This is a genomic window from Rhodococcus sp. GQ147, from assembly GCF_059759155.1.
Map to the genome: position 1 here is coordinate 1 of NZ_JCAXDU010000020.1, position 22,211 is coordinate 22,211.

Below are 22,211 nucleotides of genomic sequence, written 5' to 3' on the forward strand. Positions count from 1 at the left end.
GATCGGTGGGTGCGTCGTCGATATAGCGCAGTGGAGAACTGTCGGGTGTCACTCCCAGTGCGAGGCAGCGGCGCCAGGACTGTTCGATCTCCGGCCGTACTTTCGGTATGGGATTCTCACAGCTATCGGAACCGTGTTCTTCTGCTTGCTCACGGAACCGGTCGGTTACCACACATCCACCTCCGAAGACCTCACGGCGAGAACGGACTCTATGCAAACGAGGTGACACCGGTTCGGAGTGTCCCAGAACGCTACACCGGGAGTTTCTGGACTTGTCTTCGGTGCGGGCGCACCTTGTCCAGTGTGTTCACCGGCGTCTTGATGGCCTGTCGATCCGCACGGTGGCGGAACACGATGCTATTCGTCGTGCAGTGTTCCATCTCCTCTGCAGGACCAGGGCCGTTTCGGCCGATGCCATTCCGGCCGATCGGTCCGGCGGAGTCGGCGGAAGTGAACAGCGGGGAGGTGTGCGTTGGCATTGTCGGCGAGGCCGTGCGTCTGCGCGCGTCCGTTCGCACCGTGTTCCCCTGGAACGACGCTGGTGCGTCACGAAAGCTGTTGGTTGGCAGTGTGACCCCTACTGTCTACCATCAATGCTCCGTGAACTGTATGTGTATATCACAGGGTTCCTGCGCGTGACCACGAGGTGCGTAGCTACCAGTGGGTTTCGTGGCCGGGCAGGGTTCCGGGGACAGTGGAGTCGGCCGTGTGGCATTGATCCGGACGTTCGGAACTCGTCCGTATCTGTCCGACCGGAACCCACTGTTGTGGGAGTGTACTCGGCGCCGGACTCAGGGGGCGGAGTCGTTCGCCGGCGGCGTTGGCAAAAAGATGCGGCCTGTCGTGAGATGGGAAGGGGACAGGATGTCACCGGTGCTCGTGGGCGGGTGCTCCGGTGTTGCGGTATCGGAACGGATGAAGAGCCATGTAATTTGCTGTTACGGCGAGTTTTTCGCTAGTCTTTTGGTGTTGGAGCGAGTCGCCCTATCGGGGAGGGTGGGGCCTTGTTTCAACATTCTGTTCTCCGTGCTTGGAACCTCGCCCCTGCTGTTCCGAGTTGCTAGGCGACCATGTCCGAGTCGCTGCGCAGTACCGAGAACGAGAACCCCGTTTCGTCGCTCTGCGACGAACCGTCGCCGTCCCCTGTCGGCGACAGGTACGGGAGCCGTTGGTGCCCGCCTCGACGATGCTAAAGCGGGCACCAACGGTGCCTACCGATACGACCATTTCGACTTCCATTCAGAAGCGTTAGTGCGCAGATGAGTTCGGCATCGAGTTCGGTTCGTGCGACCAAGGAAGGCGACTGCACGCGGTGGGGCGCTGCGCTCGGACACAGAGTACTGTTATCCGCGGTCGGCAGGTCCTCGTCATCTTCACCATAGTGAGGGTGGCGGAAGCCGGCCCGAGCACTTGGTTCCGAGGCCTCCGAGACGACTGTCACCCCGACGCGCCGGCCCAGGGCGTGTCTGTATCTCAGCTGGGCAAGCCGTGGATCGGGTCGAAGGGTCCGATGTCGTACGTGCATTCCTGTGGTCGAGGATCCGGTACGAAGGCCCACAACAGCGCCCGTCGTGTGATACCGGTCGATCTGGGTACCGACGCGGGTGGCGCGTTCGGTCAGGGGCAGGCAGCTTCCGGCGCGGATCCCGAACTCGGTAATGAGCACAGGTTGTTCGGTTTGTTCGAGTCGCAGTGGGAGGAATGCCGCATCGTCGAAGTCAGTGGTACTGAGCCACGTCCAGATAGGGCGAGGCAGCGACCAGGGCATAACCACCGTCGGCGAGACCGCACTACGCGCCACCGAGTGGACCGAGCGTGAGCAGGTGTCGCTGATCGTGCGCACGAGCCACTGCCCCGGCCGCATCGACCCAGTCGCGCAGCACCTGCGGCGAGTCTTCCGGGCACCGGCGTTGGTGCAGGTCGCAGTCGGGGGTGGTGCAGACACCGACCTCGGGTTCACCGAGGAGTTCCCACGCAGCGATCGAAAATGATCCGGCCCAGCGATCGACGGCGGCAGCAACCCACTCGCTGTAGCTCAGCGGCATGTCGGTAGGCTCCTGTCATCCGCCGAGATACTACTTGCGCGTTCTGTATTGCTCGTCCTCACACGCGCCGTCCTGGGCGGCGAGCACCGGGATGAGCAACTGTCCGTGCCGTTGCGTAGCTGTAAACACCGCATCGATCGGTTCGAAGTTCAGCTTGCCGTTGCGCTTGTCCACGGCCAGATTCTGAAAGGCGTTGAATCGGGTCACTGTCCCCGGTTGGCGAGACGAGAAGTAGGAGTCCAGATCCACCATCGCTCCGCAACCGGCGTTGACCGTCCAATCCGTAGCCAGTTGATAGGCGTTGAAGCCGGTCGGCCACCAGGGGTGACCGTCGAGGTGCAGAATACCGCCGGTGGTGGTCACCCGCAGCGGATGCGCATACGAGACCCACGGGGTGGAGGTCGGCGCACCTGTGTCCTCACCTGGCGATGCCGCGCCGGGTCCGGGGAGGGTGCACGCGCTCGTGAGGGGAACGGCCAGGAGCATCGCCGTCATACAGACGAGTCTCGCTCGTATCGGACCGTCGCGCTATGGACAGTCCGACAGCTGCTCGCTAGCCTGAGTTCAATTGCTGCGCACCCACTCTGCCCCAGCTGCGCTGATGGCAAGAAGATCGAGCGCACTGTTGCCCGCTTCGCGACTGTAAGGCGCTCGACGACTCCTGCCGGAAGGGATTGGGAGCGGTCTGCACTCGGAGCGAGCTCATAGATGCTGACTGTGGCCGGAAGTGCCGCAGCGAGAAGTCACCAAGAAAGAAGAGGAGAATGAAGGCAGAGCCACCCCCGAGAGGGCAACAGATCTCGCAGAAAATCTCGACCTCCGCATCCGGTCCCGATCCCACAGAGGAGGATCTGGCAGCGGTAATCGTCGCCCTGACCGGCATCGACATCGCGTCGAATGACGATAACGCGAGGCCTGGTCGTAACCGGAAACAATCCTGGCGACACTGATGCGCCGACGACTCCGAGTTGCACTCGCTGGTCGCACATCCGCCCGGCCGGGAACGAGGATGTAGACGGAGTGGCCACATCGATATGACCGAGATCGATGCCCTCGTCTTCTGTACCAGCACGCGTGGTCTCGGCCTATCCGATGGCGGGATACAGTTCCGTGCCAGCCGCTTTCGTCACATGCAGCTGCTGCCCGAGTCGGTCCTCGCTCAAAGTGACAGTACCCCGCGGTAGCTGGAACTCCCCGTGACGCATTGCCGCGGCGATCCGCTCGCTATCCTCCGCTTTCCGGGCAGCCTGCCACCATATGTGAACTGCCTCGAACACAGACTCGCTCAACGTCGACAGCGGCGGTGCCCAAGGACCGAATTGCGCCCGGTACCTCCTCAGAAACGAGGCGTTGCCCTCCGTTTGTAATCCTTGGAAATACCCCGAGACGGAGTGCAGACCACGGGCTGCTTCGTCGCTGATGTACGTCAGCATGGACTCTTCCAATGCCGGCGCCAGTGTTATGCACCGATCCCGCAACCCCATTGCATAACACTGACGTTCGAACTCAACAGCATCAGATCCGACGAGGGACGATGTCGGCTCCCGATTTCTGAATCGATTCGACGATCTGAGCGAAGTCTCGAGTCCTCATCGATGCGAACTCTTCACCGACGATTCGGGCGCCGTACCGGGGCAACAGTTGGCGAGCCAAGCCATGTGTCGTTCGCGGCCAACAATAATCGTTGCCGGCCAGAAACGATCGTCGCACCCCCTCCATCTGCGTGAGTGGTTTCGTAGCTGTTGCCAACTGATCGCCCGGCCGCTCCCCGAGTTGGAGACGGAGACGACCGCCGCTGCCTCCTTCGTTCATGACCGGCTGCACCAGCAGCACGGGTGCATCGCCGAGCGCCTCGGCAACTGCGGTATAGGTAGCCGATGTGGTGGCGATCAGGATGGTCCGGCAGCCTGCCTGAACGAGTCGCCGCGCTTCCATGACGCCGGTCTCCGGGTCTGTGGCGTCATCGCCCACGATCAACTCGACCCGTCGGCCATGAATGCCACCCTCGGCATTGATTTCCTCGAGCGCCAGCATGGCAGCGTTGTCGATTGAGGTAGCGAAGGGGCTGCAGGGTCCGGATTTCGACGTCAACAAGCCCAGACGGGGATGGGGCGAGGCGTTTCGAGCGGTAGGGAACCCTCGACGCCGCATCAACCATTCCAATCCGGGCTGGTCGAGTTCGGCGATGAGCCGAACTCTCGTGCCTCCATCGGCGGCTCCGAAACGAAGTTTGATAAGCCCCCGCCAAGGCTGGTCGTGCACGATATCGAGGTACACATACGGACGCGCAGCAGCGATACGGCCGAGAATCTCGACCGGTTCTGCGCCGGAACCGCTGAGGTGGACCGCCATACGCACGGCAGCGCCGGGTTCGACCCGATCGCATACCCCGCCGAACAGCCATCCCGCCTCTTCGCCTGCTCCGAAAGGCTGTAGGCCACCGAGGGTGGGGATGCGGTCCACTCTTCCGCGTGCAGTACGACCTGGGTCACCGTGTTTCCTGGAAGCTATGCACGTCACAGAGATGTATCGGTGGCAGCGGTGCGATCGGCAGCCTCGACGGCATCTACCAGGGCTCCTCGAAACACTTCCTGCAACATCGCGATGACGTCCCGGGCGGGACCGGCCGGGTCGATCGAGTAGAAACGGAAGCGTCCGGCCTTGCGTTCGGTGACCAATCCCGCGTGCCGCAGGATCCGGAGGTGGTTCGAAACGCCGGTGCGTCCCACGCTGTCGATCTGGTCGACCAGTTCATTGACACTGCACTCATCGCGCTCTGCCAGCACAGTGAGAATGGCTCACCGCACAGGGTCAGCGAGGGCATCGAAGGCCAGCTGTGCGGACAAGATCCCGATCTCCTCGAGTCAACAGTCGATGACGTATAGAAGAGTACCTCCTCGTAGCTCGCACAGGACGGGCCGACTTCGCACCGCTCCGACGACCGGACCAGCTACATCTGCAGCGAGACGAGTCGGGTGTTAGGGTCTGTGACGTCCCCACGGGAGCCCTATTGCAGGGGCTGAGATCGGGCTGAGGCAGCCTGCGACCGTCGAACCTGCCCGGGTAATGCCGGCGAAGGAAGTAGGAACGATTCCGATGAGTGCATCCAATTCGCATGCCCTGAGCTATGTCCACGACGAGGAACACGACCTGCGTGTACCTGTCACAGAGATCCGCTTGAACGACTCTCCCGGCGGGGTGCCGAACCCGCCGCTGCAGGTCTACCGCACTGCAGGTCCCGGTAGCGATCCGCTGGTCGGGCTCCCGCCGACGCGCGCCGACTGGATTGCTGCTCGCGGCGACGTCGAGCACTACCCGGGGCGAGAGCGGGATCTGCTCGACGATGGCCGCTCGGCTGTGCGGCGTGGAGAGGCGTCCCAGGAGTGGAAGGGGCCCCGACCTGTCCCGGTGCGAGCGAAGACAGGCCGGACGGTCACGCAGATGCACTATGCCCGGGCGGGGATCATCACCCAGGAAATGCGGTTCGTGGCGCTGCGGGAGAACTGCGACGTGGAACTGGTGCGCTCGGAGGTGGCGGCGGGTCGGGCGATCATCCCCGCCAACGTCAACCACCCCGAGTCCGAGCCGATGATCATCGGCAAGTCCTTCCTGGTGAAGATCAATGCCAACATCGGCAACTCAGCGGTGACCAGCTCCATCGTCGACGAAGTCGACAAGATGCGCTGGGCCACCCGTTGGGGCGCGGACACTGTGATGGACCTGTCCACCGGCGAAGATATCCACACCACCCGAGAATGGATCATTCGCAACTCCCCGGTGCCGATCGGCACGGTGCCGATCTACCAGGCTCTGGAGAAGGTCGCCGGCCAGGCCGATGCGCTGACGTGGGAGATCTTCCGCGACACCGTGATCGAGCAGTGTGAGCAGGGTGTGGACTACATGACCATCCACGCCGGAGTGCTGCTGCGCTACGTACCGCTCACGGCCGAGCGGCTCACCGGCATCGTCTCCCGAGGTGGGTCGATCATGGCCGGTTGGTGCCTCGCCCATCACGAGGAAAATTTTCTCTACACCCACTTCGACGAACTGTGTGAGATCTTCGCCCGCTACGACGTGGCATTTTCCCTCGGGGACGGGCTGCGACCGGGGTCGATCGCCGACGCCAATGACGCCGCGCAGTACGCCGAACTGGACACTCTTGCCGAACTGACCACCCGTGCCTGGGCTCACGACGTTCAGGTGATGGTCGAAGGCCCTGGCCACATCCCGATCCATCGGGTGCGGGAAAATGTGGAGCGTCAGCAGAAGCTATGTCATGGAGCGCCTTTCTACACCCTGGGGCCGCTGGTGACCGACATTGCTCCGGGCTACGACCACATCACCTCCGCGATCGGGGCCACCGAGATCGCCCGCCATGGCACCGCGATGCTGTGTTATGTCACCCCGAAGGAGCATCTGGGACTGCCGAATCGGGACGACGTGAAGACCGGGGTCATCACGTACAAGATCGCCGCTCATGCCGCCGACATCGCCAAGGGCCATCCCGGTGCCGTCGAGCGTGACGACGCGTTGTCGAAGGCGCGTTTCGAGTTTCGGTGGCGGGATCAGTTCGCTCTGTCGCTGGATCCGGATACGGCCGAGCAGTTCCATGACGAGACGCTTCCGGCCGAACCGGCCAAGACAGCGCACTTCTGCTCGATGTGTGGGCCGAAGTTCTGCTCGATGCGTATCTCCCAAGACATCCGGACCAGGTTCGGTGACGCCGCCGACCAGGCCGCCGTCGCCGGGATGCAACATATGTCCGACCAGTTCAGGGCCGCTGGCAGCACGGTGTATTTGGATGCCCCTACTGTCCTGTCCTCCGAAAGTAAGCGTGTGACACAGGACAACTGAGGTCGCAGGGGCGTTGAGTCCAGGTGACGAGAGGACACGGACGCAACGCCCTCAGCGGCTTGACGCACGCCCGCACTTGCTCTGCCGGGTGACGTTGTGTCGCGATGACGAAGGTGGTCGAGGACGGAGTCGGCATCGATGTGCGGTTTCGCGGTGCCGGCGACCGTCCGGGTTCGAGTACGAGGGGAATGAGATTCAGCGGCGGTACCCACTCGTGCTCAACGAAAGTGCCCATGTGTGAGCGGGGTTCGCTGTAGCAGTGATCGGGTGCCGGCGGGCGAGGCGGTGACGACATCGCCCACCTCGCTGCCGAATCGGGGGTGACCTGCACTTGTGACTCGCTCAGCTTCGAGGCACCGAGGAGTAGTTGCCGGGTGGTCTCGACGCCTGCCGTGACACGGTGCGGGTTGCCGTTCCCCTCACCGTGTCACGGCAGGCGGCCGTCTCGGAAGAGCGGTCGTGATCGTCGCCCCGGTCGATTCTGCTTCCGGGATCGGCGGTCGCTGCACACGCGCTGGAACGCGTCCGGACCATCCCGCATTCGCTCGGCGTCGACCTCGCGCGGCGGTGTTGTCCACCATCTCCGCGCGGTAATCAGTCTTCTCGATGATGCCTTGCGGGTTCTTGACCCGGGCAGGTACACCGCACCCGAGACCCTTGCAGCGTTGACGGTGCTGATCAGAGCAGCGTGAACGCGCCGACTACTGGGCAAGAGAGGCGGATTTGGTCGCCTCCAAGCGGCCGAAGTACCGAGATCTGGAAAGCACGGCAGTGGCTGAGATGAAGCGCGGCCGATCGGCTCCCGTCTCGATGTTCTCCCCGCAGGGGCCGAGTTCGGCGATAGTGGCATGCGCTTGTGAGACTGAATCGGCCGACGGGGAGAATCTCTCGTTGATCGTGTCGACGTGACGCGCCCGAACCGACAATTTTCCGGTCATGCCGAACTTTTTGGCTGTGTCGATGTCGGCTGCGACGATATCCCGATCATCCGCAGCGCTCGGGCCGTCGATAGGCGCTGCGATTTCCGCCGTCTTGCTGGCGATGACGAGGGTCGAGCGTGCATACGCCAGGCCTTCTGGTGTCCCATCGATGTCGAGGTCGCTGCAGAAGTCTCTGATGCCGAAGGCCAAGCGCACGACCGGTGAGCATTCAGCGATACGGTCGGCCTGACGAAGCGAGGAAGCAGTCTCGACCATAGCGACGATCGGGACATGGGGGAGTGCGGCAGACACGATGTCGATGTCTTGCGGACTCTCGGTTTTTGCAAGAACAATTCCGGTAAGGCCCGGCGAATCGCGGAGTATTTCCAGGTCGAGTGCAAGTTCACGGGTCGAAGCGTCGTTGACTCGGACCCAACCGACTCTGTCGCGAAGCCACTGCGCCGCAACTGTCCGTGCAGATGTTTTCTCCCTGTAGGGCACTCCATCCTCGAGATCGAGGACAAGGCAGTCCGGACTGGTAGCGACCGCGGTATGCAACCGCGCGAGATCGGTAGGGGGGACGAGTAGCCATGATCGGGCAAGGCGTGCCAGCTCGGTTCGCGCTTCCCGGGCTGCATCGGGTTCCTCGAAGTCGAATGACATCGTTGTTGTCGATCTCCAGTATTTATTCGAATCAGTGGATGTTGTGGATTATCGATGCTGTGCGGACGAGTCCTGGAATCTCCGATTTCTGCAGGACAGTTGCCATGAACAACTGTCAGGGGGTCAGAGCGATGTACTTGGTGTTGAGGTACTCTTCGATTCCTTCGCTGCCGCCCTCGCTGCCCAACCCGGACTGCTTGATGCCGCCGAAGGGAGCCGCTGGATCGGAAATAATGCCCCGGTTCACGCCGACCATCCCGAATTCGAGGGCGCGAGCGACTCGGGACGCTCGATCGAGGTTCTGCGTGTAGAAGTAGGCAGCCAATCCGTAGTCGGTGTCGTTTGCGCTCGCGACTACTTCGGCCTCGGTGTCGAAGCCTGTGATGACCGCAACCGGACCGAAGATCTCTTCACTGAGGATGCGTGCACCGGCAGGTACATTGTCGATGACGGTCGGTTGGTAGAAGTAGCCGGGACCGTCGATGGGTGTCCCGCCCGTGCGCACGCGTGCTCCGGCAGCAACGGCTTCATCGACCAGTGCTGCAACCGCGTTGCGTTGCTTGGCATTGATCAACGGACCAAGCGTGACGTCGTCTTCGTAACCGGGACCCACTGTTGTCGCGGCGATCCGATCGCACAGAGCACGAGTGAACTCTTCCCGGATCGAATTGTGTACGAGCAGTCGATTGGCGGCAGTACAGGCTTCACCACCGTTACGCATCTTGGCGGCCATCGCACCGTCGACTGCGGCGTCGATGTCGGCGTCATCGAAGACGATGAACGGGGCATTGCCGCCAAGTTCCATGGAGCTCTTCAGTATCTGATCTGCGGATTGTTCGATGATCTTCTTCCCGACGGCGGTGGATCCGGTGAAGGAGACCTTTCGCAGTCGACGGTCCTTCATCAGAGTGCCGACGACGTCTGGGGCATCGAGAGTCGGTAGTACAGACAGAACACCACGAGGAAGACCGGCTTCAGCAAAGACGTGTGCGAGCAGCAACATGGTGAGGGGAGTGTCCTCGGCCGGTTTGACGATGATGGTGCATCCAGCCGCGAGCGCCGGGCCGATCTTGCGTGTCCCCATCGCGAGCGGAAAGTTCCAGGGCGTGATGGCCAGGGCTGGACCCGCAGGTTCCTTGATCACCGCGATGTGGCCGTTTCCAGACGGTGCGGTCGCGGTACGACCGCCGATTCGAACAGCTTCCTCTGCGAACCACCGGAGGAACTCTGCTCCGTACACCACCTCGCCGCGACTCTCCGCCAACGGTTTGCCCATTTCGAGTGTGATCAGCCGGGCGAACTCTTCGGACCGCTCCATGACGAGTTCCCAGGCTCTGCGAAGGATCTCCGACCGTTCGCGAGGGGCGGTCGCAGCCCATGCCGGCTGAACCTCGGCAGCCGATGCGAGCGCGTGTCTTGCGTCGGCGACGCTGCCGTTGGCTACGGTCGTCAAGACGGTGCCAGTCGCAGGATTCACAATGTCGAAACGTCTACCGGAACAGGACTCGCGAGTAGTGCCGTCGATCCAGAGGCCGGTCGGGACGGCAGCCAGTAGGGAGCTGAAGCCGGTCATCGAGGTTCCTTTCGGATGGTGCCAACCGTGGCAATAGCGGGTGCGAGCCTGACTCGTGAAAAGTGAAGCTCTGCGAAGAGCCGGATCATCGACTTCCGCTCAGAGGGAACGAGTGACGATGGTCGCGGTTTTGGGCAAGGAACAGCAATGAGAAGGCCATCCGGACCAGTTCTCGTCGAGCTCCACGGAGCGGCCGTTGACGCGTCCCAATCCGGTCAGTTTCACGATGCCCGGTAGATAGGGGAGCAAGATCTCGTGTGTTACTACCCGGACGTCATCGTCCTCGGTAGGGATGAGTTGAATGTCGTGACACCCATTGATCTGGACTATCATGGCGCTTCTTCGATCGATGATCCGTCGATGACCCGACGGCGCATTGTCCGAATCAGTGGTCCGTCTGATTCGGCAGCAGCGAACGCTTGCTGCCATTCAGGATCCGCGAGCATCTGGGACCACTTGTTTTCGAGCTCGGCCAGGTTTGCGAATCGAACGGTGTACACCAATTCGCCGAAGGAGTGTTCTCCGATCAGTGTGTGGCCGGCGCTGATCAGCTCCATGTCGTATCGCTTGAACATGCGGGCCGTGTGGTTGGTGAAGAGGTCGATTATCGCCGACAGTTTGCCCGGTACCGCGACGTACTCCCTGATCTCGTAGATCACAGCTGTCCTTTCTGTCAGTTATCCGGAATGCCGTTGGGCAATTCGTGAAACTTGCTGGCGTAAAATACGAGTGGGTCCTGCTCGGCTTCGAAGTCGTGTCCGATGATGCGGAGAAGCACGAATCGATGATCGCCCGTCGTGGTTTCCGATTCGATTTCGCAGTCGAACCAGGCTGCTGCACCGTGCAGGAAGACTGATCCGTCGGGCCCGCTCTCCCAGCTCACGTTGGCGAACCGGTCGACCTGGCGGGCGGCGAGTTGCCGGCACGGTGTCTGCTGTCCTGCTCCCAGGACCGACAGTCCGATCCGTGGTCGTTCTCGTAGCTTGGGCCAGGTGGTCGAGGACGTCTGAACGAACACGCCCACCAACGGAGGCTCCAATGACACGTTGACGAACGCACTGACGGCCATACCGATCGGCTCACCGGTCACGTCGGTCGCGCACAGCGCGGTGACCCCGCTCGGGAAGCGGCCGAACGTTGCGCGCAACGCCGCTGTGTCGACCGTACCGATGTCGTCGTGGACACCTCTGAGGTTTATGGCCGTCATGATCTGGCCTTCGGCGTGTAGGGCTTTGTCAGAACACATGGTTCTTCCCCCCGAATACCTCGCTGACGGAGTCGTCGGTGAAGATGCACCGGATCGAGTCGGCGAGCATCGGTGCGCACGATACGACGTCGACGGTCGACGGGGCTCCGGGCCCGAGGGGGATGGTGTCTGTCACGACGATGCGCTCGAACGGAGAGTTGGCGAGGTTCTCGTGCGCAGAGCCGCTGAACACTGCGTGGGTAGCGGCGGCGAAGACTCGCGAGCATCCGGCGCGGACGACCGCCTCGCCTGCTGCGCGTAGGGTTCCCGCGGTGTCGATCATGTCGTCGACGATGATCGCGGTTTTACCTCGTACATCTCCAATGACGGTGGTGATCTCCGCGACCTGCTGCTGAGGACGTTCCTTGTCCAGGATGGCCAGGCCGGCACCGATGCGAGTGGCGAATTGCTTATTGAGCTTTACGCGACCGGCGTCCGGCGCGACGACCACCAGGTCGTCGTCCAGCGCGGCGAAGTGGTCCGCGAGTGCCATCAGCGCGGTCATGTGGTCGACCGGAACGCTGAAGAAGCCCTGAAGCTGTCCCGCGTGTAGGTCCATCGTGAGTACCCGGTCGACACCGGCTGCCTCGAGGATTCGTGCCACCATACGAGCCGAGATGGGTTCGCGGGGTGAGGATTTCTTGTCCTGACGGGAGTAGCCGAACCAGGGGGTGACCGCGACTACTCGGCGTGCACTGGCGCCGATGGCTGCATCGATCATCACGAGCAGTTCGACCAGTGCGTCGTTGGCGCTGAGGCCTTCGATGGGGTTTGCGCACATCGGTTGGATCAGGAAGACGTCTGCGCCTCGAATGGATTCGTCGAATCTGCAGTACACCTCTCCGTTGGAGAATGTCTTCAGAGCGACCCGACCCAGATCGACCTGCAGGTTGGAGGCGATCGACGAGGCGAGCGCCGGATTGGCGCGGCCCGAGAACAACATCAATTGTTTCTGGGATCCGAACGGAATGGAGGTCGTCATTGGTGGCCTTCCAGGTAGATGCCGGGGAATCGGGCATGTGCGGGGAGTGTGGCGCGAAAGGACGAGAGCATCGTGGGGATGTAGCGGTGGGTTCGAAGGTGGAGATTCCCGTATCGGCGATAGAAACGTTTCTATGGAGGGTGGGCGGATACGGCGCCCAGCATGATCACACGGTGATCGGTTATACGTGTGCGGCGTTGACCTCGTCGGCGATCGGCATCCCTGTGCGGGCACCGACATGTCTGACCGACAGTGACGCTGCCGTTACTGCAAGCGCACTTGCGGCTCCGAGCGGCATCCCGGAGGAAAGCGACGCTGCGAGCACACCGTTGAACGTGTCGCCCGCACCGGTTGTGTCACGCACGTCCGATACCTGCAGGGCCGGGACGGGTTCGATGGTTCCGTCGGGATAGGCCACGATCGCCCCCTTGTCCCCTCTGGTCACGACGAGGCACGCTCCCGTGGCCCGAGCGACGTTCGCCGAGGCGTCACCGACGTCGGTGAACGGGATGGACAGTGCAGCGCACAGGTCACGAAGCTCTGAACTATTGGGTGTCAGAACCGACGCTGCGTGGGCGCTGGCGATGAACTCGTTGCGCACAGGGGCCGGATTCAGCACACAGCGCAGTCCCATGTCGGAGGCTGTCGACACGGCAGCTTCGACCGCTGCCGGGAGGATTTCGGTGCTGACGAGTACACATCCGGCCCACCCCGATGCACGCTCGACGGCCCGGCGAACGAGTGCCGGCGTAAGGGCAGCGTTGGCCCCGGCGGCAACGGCGATCTGGTTTTCCCCCACCGCGTCGACCACGATCAGGGCAGTGCCGGTGGCGGTGTCGTCGAGGACGGCGACGTCGGTGACGTCGACACCGGAGGCGCGGAGCTCGACCAATGCCTCGCGTCCGAGTTCATCATCGCCGATCGCTCCGCAATAGCGCACCGGCACGTTCATGCGGGCGGCTGCGATAGCCGCGTTCGCGCCCTTGCCGCCGCCGAACTTGTCCAGGTGTGGACCGACGACGGTCTCACCCGGACCGGGTAACCGATCGACGGCCACGACCAGATCGACGTTGAGGGCGCCGACCACTAGAACCCCGTTACTCATTGACGCTCCCGCTGATAGTGCACACCGATGACCGATCCTGGAGTGTCGTCGGTAACGGATCCATGGGTTCCGGTGTGCGGTTCTCAATCAAATCGAAAAGGACTGTCGCTGCGCGGTAGCCCATGTCTCGCGCCGGCTGGCGCACGGTGGTGAGCCGCGGCGTGAGAAGCGACGACAGAGGAAGGTCGTCGAAGCCCACGATGCTGACGTCCTCGGGCATACGGAGCCCTTGTGCGCGGCAATACTCCATCGCGCCCACAGCCATGAGGTCGTTGGCGCAGATCAGGGCAGTGGGCCGAGTCTGCGCCGCCAACGCGCGTTGGGCCAGGTCCCGGCCGGACGATTGCTGGTAGTCGCCGTAGTACACCGGGACCGTGTCCGGGTCGATGCCTGCCCCGGCAAGTGCCTCGCGGTAGCCGGCCAGTCGTTGTTGAGCCGTCCACAGACCCTCCGGACCGCCGATGACCGCAACGTCCCGGTGGCCCTTGTCGAGGACGTGTTGCGCGACCTGGCGAGCTCCCCTGCGGGAGTCGCAGACCACGGCGGGCAGGTCGATGCCCGGGATCTGCTCGTCGACGAGCACCACCGGACCAGAGCGAGCCAGTTCGTAGCAAGCTTCGGGCATGGACCCGGTGCTGGTCAGGTAGATGACTCCGTCCACGCGTTGGCTGCGCAGCAATCTGGTCTGGGCTTCCTCGGATTGTTCCGAGCTGCCCGGGACCACCAGGACCACCAGGACATCACGTGCCGATGCGGCTTGATGGACCCCTTCGGTGATCATGGCGAAGAACTGATTGGTCAGGTCGGGTACGACCATGCCAATACGGGAAGCGCTGCGGCGTTTGAGATTACGCGCAGACTCGTTCGGCGAGTATTCCAGAACTCGCACGGCGTCGAGCACACGGGTACGGCGGTCGGGCGCAACCGGGCCGGAGTCGTTGAGTACGTAGCTCACCGTGCTCATGGAGACTCCAGCGTGTTCCGCGACGTCCTTGATGGTCGTGCGCTTGCGCGTGCGTCTGTGCTCAGATGACGCCACAGCAATCCCTCTCTGCGGAATTAGGATCGTCCACTAGCCCACGACAGTATCGAAGACCACAGCAGCGCGTAGTTCGACCACTCGACGAACTCCGGCGGGGCCCAGTGGGGAGCGAGATCCGAGGTGAACGCGACCACTCGGCCGTCGCCATGATGTCCTGTGACCAGGATGGGGTCGTCTCCGGTGCGGGCGACGACCTCGGCGTCGTCGCGGGCCACCACTCGGTTGTAGCCGAGCAGGGGAGGCCAGTCGCTGGAGGTGTCACCCAGGACGGGATGTTCCGGTCGGCATACCTCGACCTTGCAGCCCTCCGGGACCTCGATGCGGTCATCGTAGGGGAGCATGGTCACAGGCAACACGTCGGCGAGGGGGGTCATGCCGAAGCGGGCCTTGCCGTCGATTCCGGTGAACGACATATAGCCACCGACCTTGACCAATCCGCCGCCCCGGCGGACGTATTCAGCGACTACTCCCAGACGGTTGGGCGATGCTTCCGAACGTAGGAACGTCTCGTCGGGGAGCTGGAAGGAATTCGATCCGATATCGGAGATGACAACTACGTCGTACTCGTCGATTTCCTGTGCCGTCTTGGGGAAACGTGAAGAAATCTCGTGGCCGCGCACGTAGTTGACGTCGTGCCCTTCGCGGGTGAGATTTTCGAGGAATACGCTTGCGCCTTCCTCGTACTCAGTGGTGTGGAACTGATCGAAGCCTTTCATGTGAATAACGTGCTTGATCCAGGATTCGCCGGTGAAGAGGATCTTGAGCGGTTCCATAAGGTCTCCTGTGGTGCCTGGGAATGGGAGGTGGGTGTCGGTAGCGGAGTGTTCGTCGGTGGCCCGGCGCGTGTTCAGGACGGGGTGCTCGCGCTGAGTAACTTCCGTCCCAATGCGTACGCCTGGCGAAGGTCGTTACCTTGGTACTGGACTGCGGCAAGCTCGGACACCAACGGGCTGGCGTTGACAGCGACGGTGTTCGGTAGCCATCCGAACAGATCCACATCGGAGGACGAGTCACCGTAGGCGACGCAGTCGGCTGGTTCGATGTGGTAGCGCTCCAGTGCATCTCGCGTGATGTGGACCTTGGCTTGCGGTGACAGTGTTGCCTCTTCGGAGAGCGTCTGTCCGATCACCACATCGGATCCGTAGGCCTCGTGAGCGCCCCAGTTTCTAAGTCTCTGAACGAAGAACGCCGGCGATTGCGAGATCACGATGGCAATCTCACCGCGCCTGCGGATATCGTCGAAGGTATCGGTGATGCCATCGAGCCAGGCCGCTTGTTCGAACGCGGCGTCGAGGTCGTCCTCCGTCGCGTGCGCACAGACCTCGAGCAGGGTTGACCAGAAGTCGAAGTCGGTGATTTGTCCAGCGTGCCAGAGCTGTTCGATTTCGAGTCCAACGTCGCGGCGGCCGAAGAATGTCGACAGTTCCAGGGCGGCTGCTCCGTTGAGCAGCGTGCCGTCCATATCGAATACGTGCAGTCGGGTGGGCATGTGTTGCTTTCTGTGGAAGTCGTCGGGCCGGGTCTCAGGAGAACTCCGGGAGCACTTCCTTGGCCATGAACTGCATGTTCTTGATGATCGCCTCGATCGGCTGTCCCACGGCGATCAGGCACGCCATGTGATCTACGCCCAATGCCTCGTAGGACTTGAATCGTTCGATCATCTTGTCGGGGGTGGTGAGGATGGGATCGGCGTACTTTTCGAGGAGCCCTTCCTTGGAGAACGACTCCTGGGCGGGCCTCATCGCTCCGCCCTGGACCACCGAGTCGTCCTTCTTTCCCTCGGCGCGTGCTGCCAGACGCTCCTCTTGGGACTGTTGGCCGGAGCTGGAGGCATGCACCAGGGTGAGATAGTAGTTGTACTCACTGAGCACGTCGTCGAAGTACTCGGTCGCCTCTTCTTCGGTGTTGCCGAGCCAGGTGTGGCGAAGGGCCATCACCTGCTTTCGAGGCATCCCGCTCGTCTCGATCTCGTCGTTGTACGCGGCGAGCAACGCTTCGAGATCGCCGTAGGGCTCGAAGTTGCCGTAGTTCGGAGCAGTGATCAGGTTGTTTCCCTGTCGTGCCACGCGGCGTACGCCGTCGATGCTCTGCGAGGCCGCCCATACCTCCGGGTGCGGCTTGGATGCCGGCTTGGGCACAAGAGTCGTCGGCGGGAACGAAAAGTACTTGCCGTCGAACGACACATCGTCCTCGACCCACACCCGCTTGATGATCTCGAGGGATTCTTCGTAGATGTCGCGTGCTTCTTTGGGGTTGATGCCGAGTCGGTCGAGCGGGTAGCGACTGCCACCCCGCGCCACGCCGATGCCGATGCGCCCCGGTGCCATCTGGTCGAGGAAACTCATCTCCGACGCGATGAGCAACGGGTTGTAGTACGGAAGGACCACGATGCCGGGCATGATTCGCAAGCGCTCGGTGCGCGCTGCGGCCAAAGCGCTGAACATCAGCGATGAAGGATTGCTGACGTAGTTCTGAAAGTGATTTTCGTTGACTGTGACGCCCTCGAAGCCGAGGTCCTCTGCGGCATCGACGATGCTGAGCATGTCGTTGAGGAGTTCGGACCACGGACGGCTCATGTCGCGGTAGAAGAATGGAGTGGTGACCCAGATCTTCATGGAAGCTGTCTTTCTACGAGGTTGGGCAGTTCCTGTATTGCTGGAGGCGTGCCGAGTTCCGGCTGCAGAGCGGACGCTGCTCGTGCAGTTCCGGGCCAGACCCGGTGCGTGGGTCCCTGCCGAACTCGGACTGTGGGGCGATGTAGAAACGGTTCTATCTCGTACATCCGGAGCATACAACGGTCCGGCGCCCTGTGCATAGTGCCGAACTCGTTTTCTTTCGAGAAACTCGATAAACGTTGTTCACGCTGGTGAGAGACGTAAGGCCGGGTGTTCCGGTGTTTGGATCAACCTCCAAGATCCGCGAATCACGAAGGCAATGAGCGACGCAGATGTAGAAGCGATTCAACCCGGGTGCTCGGCAGGATTCGTCCGGCAGTCGGTAGAGGCGTGGTCGGCCGCGGTCGGGTGGTGGTGCACAGGGGAGACGTGCCGGCGGGTGTCGGTTGCTGCGTGATTGTGCAGACGGTTCTGTCATCCCTGCTCCGGGAAGTGTTCCTACAACACACTTTCTGTTCGCAACACAGCTCCGAGGGCGCAGAGCACTATCGATCGTTCGGTGACGGGCTGCATCCCGGTTGTGGCGGTCTGTAGACAGACCTGGGTGCTGCCGGAGGTATCGACTGTGTTGCGCGAATATTGCCGGAAGATTTTACGCGTCAACGCTTGACCTGAGGTGTGGGCTCGACCATGATCTCTAGCAACCGCCGACACGGCCGCACGAATTCAAATGCTGCGACTCGCGGTATGCCCCCAGGCTTTCTGGCCCAGTTTTCGTGCAGCAGTAGAAACGTTTCAACAACTGTCTTCGCATCACACGAACGAAGGGAAACGTCCATGCCCACTATCTCGGGATTCGACAATCTGATCCTCAACACCGATACCTACAAGCATTGCCACCACACTCTCTATCCTCAGGGAACCGAGTACGTCTCCAGCTACGTCGAATCGCGTGGTGGCATCTTCCCGGCGACGATGTTCGTCGGACTGCAGGCCTACATCCAGGAGCGCTTGCTCCGGCCGATCACCCTCGCCGACATCGATGAGGCCGAAGCGGTGACCAGGGCGCAGGGGATGCCCTTCTGCAGGGAGAACTGGATGGGCATCCTCAACGACCACGGCGGATTCCTTCCTGTAGAGATCGAGGCAGTCCCCGAGGGGACTGTGCTGCCCACCCGCAATGTCCTTGTGCAGGTTATCAACACCGATCCGAAGTACCACTGGGTGACCAGCTTCTTCGAGACCGCGTTGCTGCGAGCGGTGTGGTACCCGACCACGATCGGAACGGTCAGTTGGATGTGCAAGCAGATCATCAAGGAAGCGTTCGCTCGCACCTCGGACAATCCGGATCTGCTGCGCTTCCAGCTGCACGATTACGGCGCTCGCGGCGTGAGCTCCCAGGAATCTGCTGCATTGGGTGGTCTGGCACACCTGGTCAACTTCAACCAGAGTGACACGGTGCCGGGCATCCTGGCTGCGATGAAATACTACAACGCGGTGTGTCCGGCGAACTCGGGCCCGAACAGCGAGCATGCAGGTTTCACGGCATGGGGTCGGGATCAGGAAGTCGACGCTCTTCGCAACATGATGAACACCTACCGCGATGCCGGTGTGGTGCTGTTGCTGACCGACTCGTACGACCATGAGAACGCTGTGAAGAACATCCTCGGCAAAGAACTGAAGGCCGAGATCGAGAACTTCCCGGGCGTGGTCTGTGCTCGTCCGGACTCGGGCGACCCTGTGCAGGTGACCGCGGATACCGCTGAGTGGCTCATGGATGCCTTCGGCTATGAGGTCAACTCCAAGGGATTCAAGGTTCTGCCCCGGTATCTGCGGGTCGTCCAGGGCGACGGCATCACGCTCGATACCCTGTCGGAGATCTACATGGAACTCGAACGCCGGGGCATGGCGGCAGAGAACGCGATTTTCGGTATGGGCGGCGGTCTGCTCCAGCACTTCAACCGAGACACGTTGAACTTCGGGCAGAAGTGCAACGCTGTGCGAGTAAACGGTGAATGGCGCGATGTGGCCAAGCAGCCGACCGGGGCGAGCTTCAAGGTGTCCAAGGCCGGCCGTCTCGCCCTCGTCAAGCGGGATGGTGAGTACCGCACGGTGCGACGCGACTCGGTTTCTCCCGAGGAGAACCTCCTTCAGCCGGTGTACCGCAACGGCAAGCTCCTGAAGAAGTGGGATTTCTCCGAGCTGATCGAGCGGAGCGAGGCGGAGGTCCCCGAGGAGTACTACTACCCCGTCATCGAACAGATGCGTGCGCAGGACAGCGCCGCGGTGCCTGCCTGACCACAACAACTGTTGAACAGATAACTAGGGATCCATGATGACAAAGTTGCCGAGTGTGCCACTTGCCAATACAGATTGCTTGTACATCGACGGGAAGTGGGTTCCCCCGCACTCGTCTGCTCTGATCGATGTAGTCGACTCGACAAACGAATTGGTCTACTACTCGGTGCCGGACGCCGATGTCGACGATATCGATCGCGCGATTACAGCGGCCCGGCAGGCATTCGACGAGGGACCCTGGCCGCGGTTGTCGCACGCCGAGCGGGCTCAGGTGCTGCTCGATATCGCTGATGCCGTCGAAGCGCGGATCGATGACATCGTGGAGATCTGGCCGCGAGAGACCGGGATTCTGGCATCGTCGGTCCCCGGTGTCATGCGCGAGGTAATCGACGCGTACCGGTACTACGCAGGTCTGGCGAAGAGCTTCCCGTTCCAGGAAGAAGTCACACCCACCAACGGCGCACGCTTCGGCATGATCGTGAAAGAGCCTGTAGGCGTCGTGGGAGCGATCATTCCATGGAACGCGCCGATGGGACTGATCGCGTTCAAGGTGGCGCCGGCACTGCTGGCGGGATGCACCGTCGTCATCAAGTCGTCCCCGGAAGCTCCGGGGGCTGGATACATCATGGCGGAAATTGCTGATCAGCTCGGCATTCCGGCGGGTGTCCTGAACGTGGTGACCGCTGATCGTGCTGCCTCCGAGCGGTTGGTCTCCGACCCTCGGGTCGACAAGATCTCGTTCACCGGATCAACGGAAGTCGGCAAACGAATCGGGAGCATCCTCGGTGGTCGAATTGCACGGTCTTCGCTGGAGCTCGGCGGCAAGTCTCCTGCCATTGTCCTGGACGACTTCGACATTGCCGAGGCGGCACACACCATCGCTTCTGCGGAGTGCTTCCTCTCGGGTCAGATCTGCGCATCGCTCACCAGGATCATCGTTTCGGAGGAACGTCACGATGAGATGGTCAAGGCGTTGGCAGACGAATTCGACCGGGTGGTAATCGGCGACCCGTACGATCCTCAGGTCACGCTGGGACCTTTGGCCAGCGATCGGCAGCGGGACCGTGTCGAGAACTATATCCAGATCGGGATCAGGGAAGGGGCGACACTGGCTTACGGCGGCGGACGCCCGTCCCACCTCGATCGCGGCTGGTTCGTCGAGCCCACCGTCTTCGGAAATGTGTCGGAGACGTCGCGGATCGCTCAGGAAGAGATATTCGGTCCGGTGCTGGCCGTGACCCCGGCCCGGGATCTCACGGACGCCGTTCGGATTGCGAACGCAACGGAGTTCGGTCTGAATGCTGCAGTGTTCACCCATGACTCGAAGAAGGTTTTCGACATTGCCCGTAGGCTTCACTCCGGCACCGTGGGGCAGAACGGCAATCGTGTGGACTTCGGTATCGGGTTCGGAGGATTCAAGAGATCCGGTATCGGACGCGAAGGCGGGGTAGCAGGACTGCAGGCGTACCTGGAGAACAAGACTGTTGTCCTGGACGCACCTCCCGAGTAGACCCGTGCCCGGAGCGGTGCAGAGACCACGGCCGGGTCAGACGACCGAAGCCGACCGTAAGAGGATCATGTGACTGAGATTGCCATAGAACACGGCTTGGTGTGGGTAGGCCCGGACGAATCCTATTCGGAGGGACTGCTCTACATCGAAGACGGCAGGGTCAGCTATGCGGGCGAATACAAGGCAGAGGTGGTCCGGCCCGGCGTCGCGCGGCTCGATGCATCGGGATGTGTCGTTCTGCCGGGTCTGGTGGATTGTCATGTGCACCTGACAACGAACTCGGATCACGAGCGGATCCTTCCCAGCGATGTGTTCCGGGGTCAAAAAAGCGGTCCGGAAAAGCTGCTTCATGGCTATCGCAACTCGCTCCGTGCCCTACGATCAGGGTTCACCACGCTCCGATGCATGGGGCATCGGGGAGTGGGCGAAGTCGAACTGCGTGACATGGTCGCCGACGACCTGATCGTCGCTCCGAACCTTCTGGTCGCGCCGTGGTGGATAACCATGACGAACGGCCACGGTGACCTGTTCTACCCTCCTTACACGCCACGCCGCGAATGGGATACCGCAGACGGTGTCGATGCCTGCCGGCAAATGGTCCGGTTGCAGGCCCGAAGCGGTGCGGACTTCATCAAGGTCATGGCCAGCGGTGGTATGTCGAAAGGAGAGAAACCGCACTGGCCCAATTACAGTGTCGAGGAACTCACGGCGATCGTCGAAGAGGCGCACGACATGGATCTGCGCGTCGCCGCGCATGCCCTGTCGTTGGAAGGGATTCGACGCAGTATCGAAGCCGGCGTGGACAGCATCGAGCACGGCTCGTTCCTCGACGAAGAATGCGCTTCGGAAATGGCGCAAAAGGGAATATTCTTGGTCCCGACCCTCGCGTTCAACGACTGGTGCCAACGCGAAGGGACGGCCCGAGGCCTGACCGAAGCCGGAGTCGAAAGCCTGCGCGAGGCGCACGATCGGGCTCTGGAATCGTTCGATATCGCCCGTTCGGCTGGAGTCAAGATCGCGATGGGAACGGACTCATCCGGGTCCCTGTGCCCGTTCGGTGCCCATTACCGAGAACTCGAACTGTATGTCGAACACGGGATGTCGGTGAATGAAGCGTTGGCGTCAGCCACCGTCGTGGCTTCGGAACTTCTCGACCGCCCGGACATCGGCTCGCTGCGACCCGGCTCGATCGGAGATGCGCTGGTGGTCGATGGGACCATCCTTTCGGACATAACTCGCCTGCGACAGGGAATCAAAGCGGTCGTCCGATCGGGCCGTGACGTCACCAGCTATCTGGAGGAATCGGCCGCGTTGCTCTCGCTCTGAGAGTCGTCTCCGTCGGGAAGCAGATATCGGTA

General features: G+C 61.9%; 17 protein-coding genes, 1 pseudogene and 1 riboswitch. Of the genes and pseudogenes, 5 read left to right on the plus strand and 13 right to left on the minus strand.

Annotation, left to right across the window (positions count from 1 at the left end; translation table 11 throughout):
• Positions 1-1,790 precede the first annotated feature (1,790 nt).
• The 3 genes and pseudogenes from AC6CID_RS20175 to AC6CID_RS20185 form a co-directional block, all read right to left on the minus strand.
• The gene (locus AC6CID_RS20175; protein WP_249265111.1) at positions 1,791-2,045 is read right to left on the minus strand and encodes a hypothetical protein; all 255 of its coding nucleotides are present in this window, start codon (positions 2,043-2,045) and stop codon (positions 1,791-1,793) included.
• Between the two features lie 30 nt (positions 2,046-2,075).
• Positions 2,076-2,408 carry a hypothetical protein gene (locus AC6CID_RS20180; protein WP_498354365.1) on the minus strand — a complete coding sequence of 111 codons (333 nt, stop codon included), beginning with the start codon at positions 2,406-2,408 and terminating at the stop codon, positions 2,076-2,078.
• A 722-nt stretch (positions 2,409-3,130) separates the two neighbouring features.
• Positions 3,131-4,397, minus strand: a pseudogene (locus AC6CID_RS20185) (substrate-binding protein).
• A gap of 119 nt (positions 4,398-4,516) precedes the next feature.
• On the opposite strand from AC6CID_RS20185, the gene AC6CID_RS20190 reads away from it, so the two are divergent.
• Both AC6CID_RS20190 and thiC read left to right on the plus strand, forming a co-directional pair.
• Complete coding sequence (locus AC6CID_RS20190; RefSeq protein ID WP_435876570.1) at positions 4,517-4,930, plus strand: hypothetical protein; 414 nt, start codon at positions 4,517-4,519, stop codon at positions 4,928-4,930.
• A gap of 103 nt (positions 4,931-5,033) precedes the next feature.
• Positions 5,034-5,143: riboswitch (TPP riboswitch) on the plus strand.
• Positions 5,142-6,899, plus strand: coding sequence for a phosphomethylpyrimidine synthase ThiC (gene thiC, locus AC6CID_RS20195; RefSeq protein WP_231414521.1), 1,758 nt, complete (start codon positions 5,142-5,144; stop codon positions 6,897-6,899). It overlaps the preceding riboswitch by 2 nt.
• A gap of 701 nt (positions 6,900-7,600) precedes the next feature.
• Here thiC and AC6CID_RS20200 read toward each other — a convergent pair.
• From AC6CID_RS20200 to AC6CID_RS20245, 10 genes are all read right to left on the minus strand, one after another.
• On the minus strand, positions 7,601-8,482 hold the full coding sequence (locus AC6CID_RS20200; protein ID WP_094979927.1) for an HpcH/HpaI aldolase/citrate lyase family protein: 882 nt from the start codon (positions 8,480-8,482) through the stop codon (positions 7,601-7,603).
• Between the two features lie 115 nt (positions 8,483-8,597).
• On the minus strand, positions 8,598-10,055 hold the full coding sequence (locus AC6CID_RS20205) for an NAD-dependent succinate-semialdehyde dehydrogenase (RefSeq protein ID WP_039583676.1): 1,458 nt from the start codon (positions 10,053-10,055) through the stop codon (positions 8,598-8,600).
• 329 nt (positions 10,056-10,384) lie between these two features.
• Positions 10,385-10,714, minus strand: a complete 330-nt coding sequence (locus AC6CID_RS20210; RefSeq protein ID WP_039583675.1) for an NIPSNAP family protein — start codon at positions 10,712-10,714, stop codon at positions 10,385-10,387.
• Between the two features lie 14 nt (positions 10,715-10,728).
• Complete coding sequence (locus AC6CID_RS20215; RefSeq protein WP_052227157.1) at positions 10,729-11,262, minus strand: flavin reductase family protein; 534 nt, start codon at positions 11,260-11,262, stop codon at positions 10,729-10,731.
• 28 nt (positions 11,263-11,290) lie between these two features.
• A complete protein-coding gene (locus tag AC6CID_RS20220; RefSeq protein ID WP_052227156.1) occupies positions 11,291-12,283 on the minus strand; it encodes a ribose-phosphate diphosphokinase in 993 nt (330 codons plus the stop codon).
• A 181-nt stretch (positions 12,284-12,464) separates the two neighbouring features.
• Positions 12,465-13,388 (minus strand): PfkB family carbohydrate kinase, encoded by a 924-nt coding sequence (locus AC6CID_RS20225; protein ID WP_039583674.1) that lies wholly within the window; start codon positions 13,386-13,388, stop codon positions 12,465-12,467.
• Positions 13,381-14,427, minus strand: a complete 1,047-nt coding sequence (locus tag AC6CID_RS20230; protein WP_084222256.1) for a LacI family DNA-binding transcriptional regulator — start codon at positions 14,425-14,427, stop codon at positions 13,381-13,383. The genes AC6CID_RS20225 and AC6CID_RS20230 overlap by 8 nt, the downstream gene beginning before the upstream one ends.
• Before the next feature lie 20 nt (positions 14,428-14,447).
• Positions 14,448-15,203: a glutamine amidotransferase gene (locus AC6CID_RS20235; RefSeq protein ID WP_039583672.1), complete on the minus strand. Its 756-nt coding sequence runs from the start codon at positions 15,201-15,203 to the stop codon at positions 14,448-14,450.
• A 74-nt stretch (positions 15,204-15,277) separates the two neighbouring features.
• A complete protein-coding gene (locus AC6CID_RS20240; RefSeq protein ID WP_039583670.1) occupies positions 15,278-15,919 on the minus strand; it encodes an HAD family hydrolase in 642 nt (213 codons plus the stop codon).
• Positions 15,920-15,953: 34 nt separating this feature from the next.
• Positions 15,954-17,045, minus strand: coding sequence for an LLM class flavin-dependent oxidoreductase (locus AC6CID_RS20245; RefSeq protein ID WP_039583668.1), 1,092 nt, complete (start codon positions 17,043-17,045; stop codon positions 15,954-15,956).
• Positions 17,046-17,735: 690 nt separating this feature from the next.
• On the opposite strand from AC6CID_RS20245, the gene AC6CID_RS20250 reads away from it, so the two are divergent.
• The 3 genes from AC6CID_RS20250 to AC6CID_RS20260 all read left to right on the plus strand — a co-directional run bounded on the left by AC6CID_RS20250 (position 17,736) and on the right by AC6CID_RS20260 (position 22,179).
• Positions 17,736-19,343: a nicotinate phosphoribosyltransferase gene (locus AC6CID_RS20250; protein ID WP_232512519.1), complete on the plus strand. Its 1,608-nt coding sequence runs from the start codon at positions 17,736-17,738 to the stop codon at positions 19,341-19,343.
• A gap of 34 nt (positions 19,344-19,377) precedes the next feature.
• On the plus strand, positions 19,378-20,853 hold the full coding sequence (locus AC6CID_RS20255; protein WP_081263415.1) for an aldehyde dehydrogenase: 1,476 nt from the start codon (positions 19,378-19,380) through the stop codon (positions 20,851-20,853).
• A 69-nt stretch (positions 20,854-20,922) separates the two neighbouring features.
• A complete protein-coding gene (locus AC6CID_RS20260; protein ID WP_039583665.1) occupies positions 20,923-22,179 on the plus strand; it encodes a metal-dependent hydrolase family protein in 1,257 nt (418 codons plus the stop codon).
• The last annotated feature ends 32 nt before the right edge of the window (positions 22,180-22,211 follow it).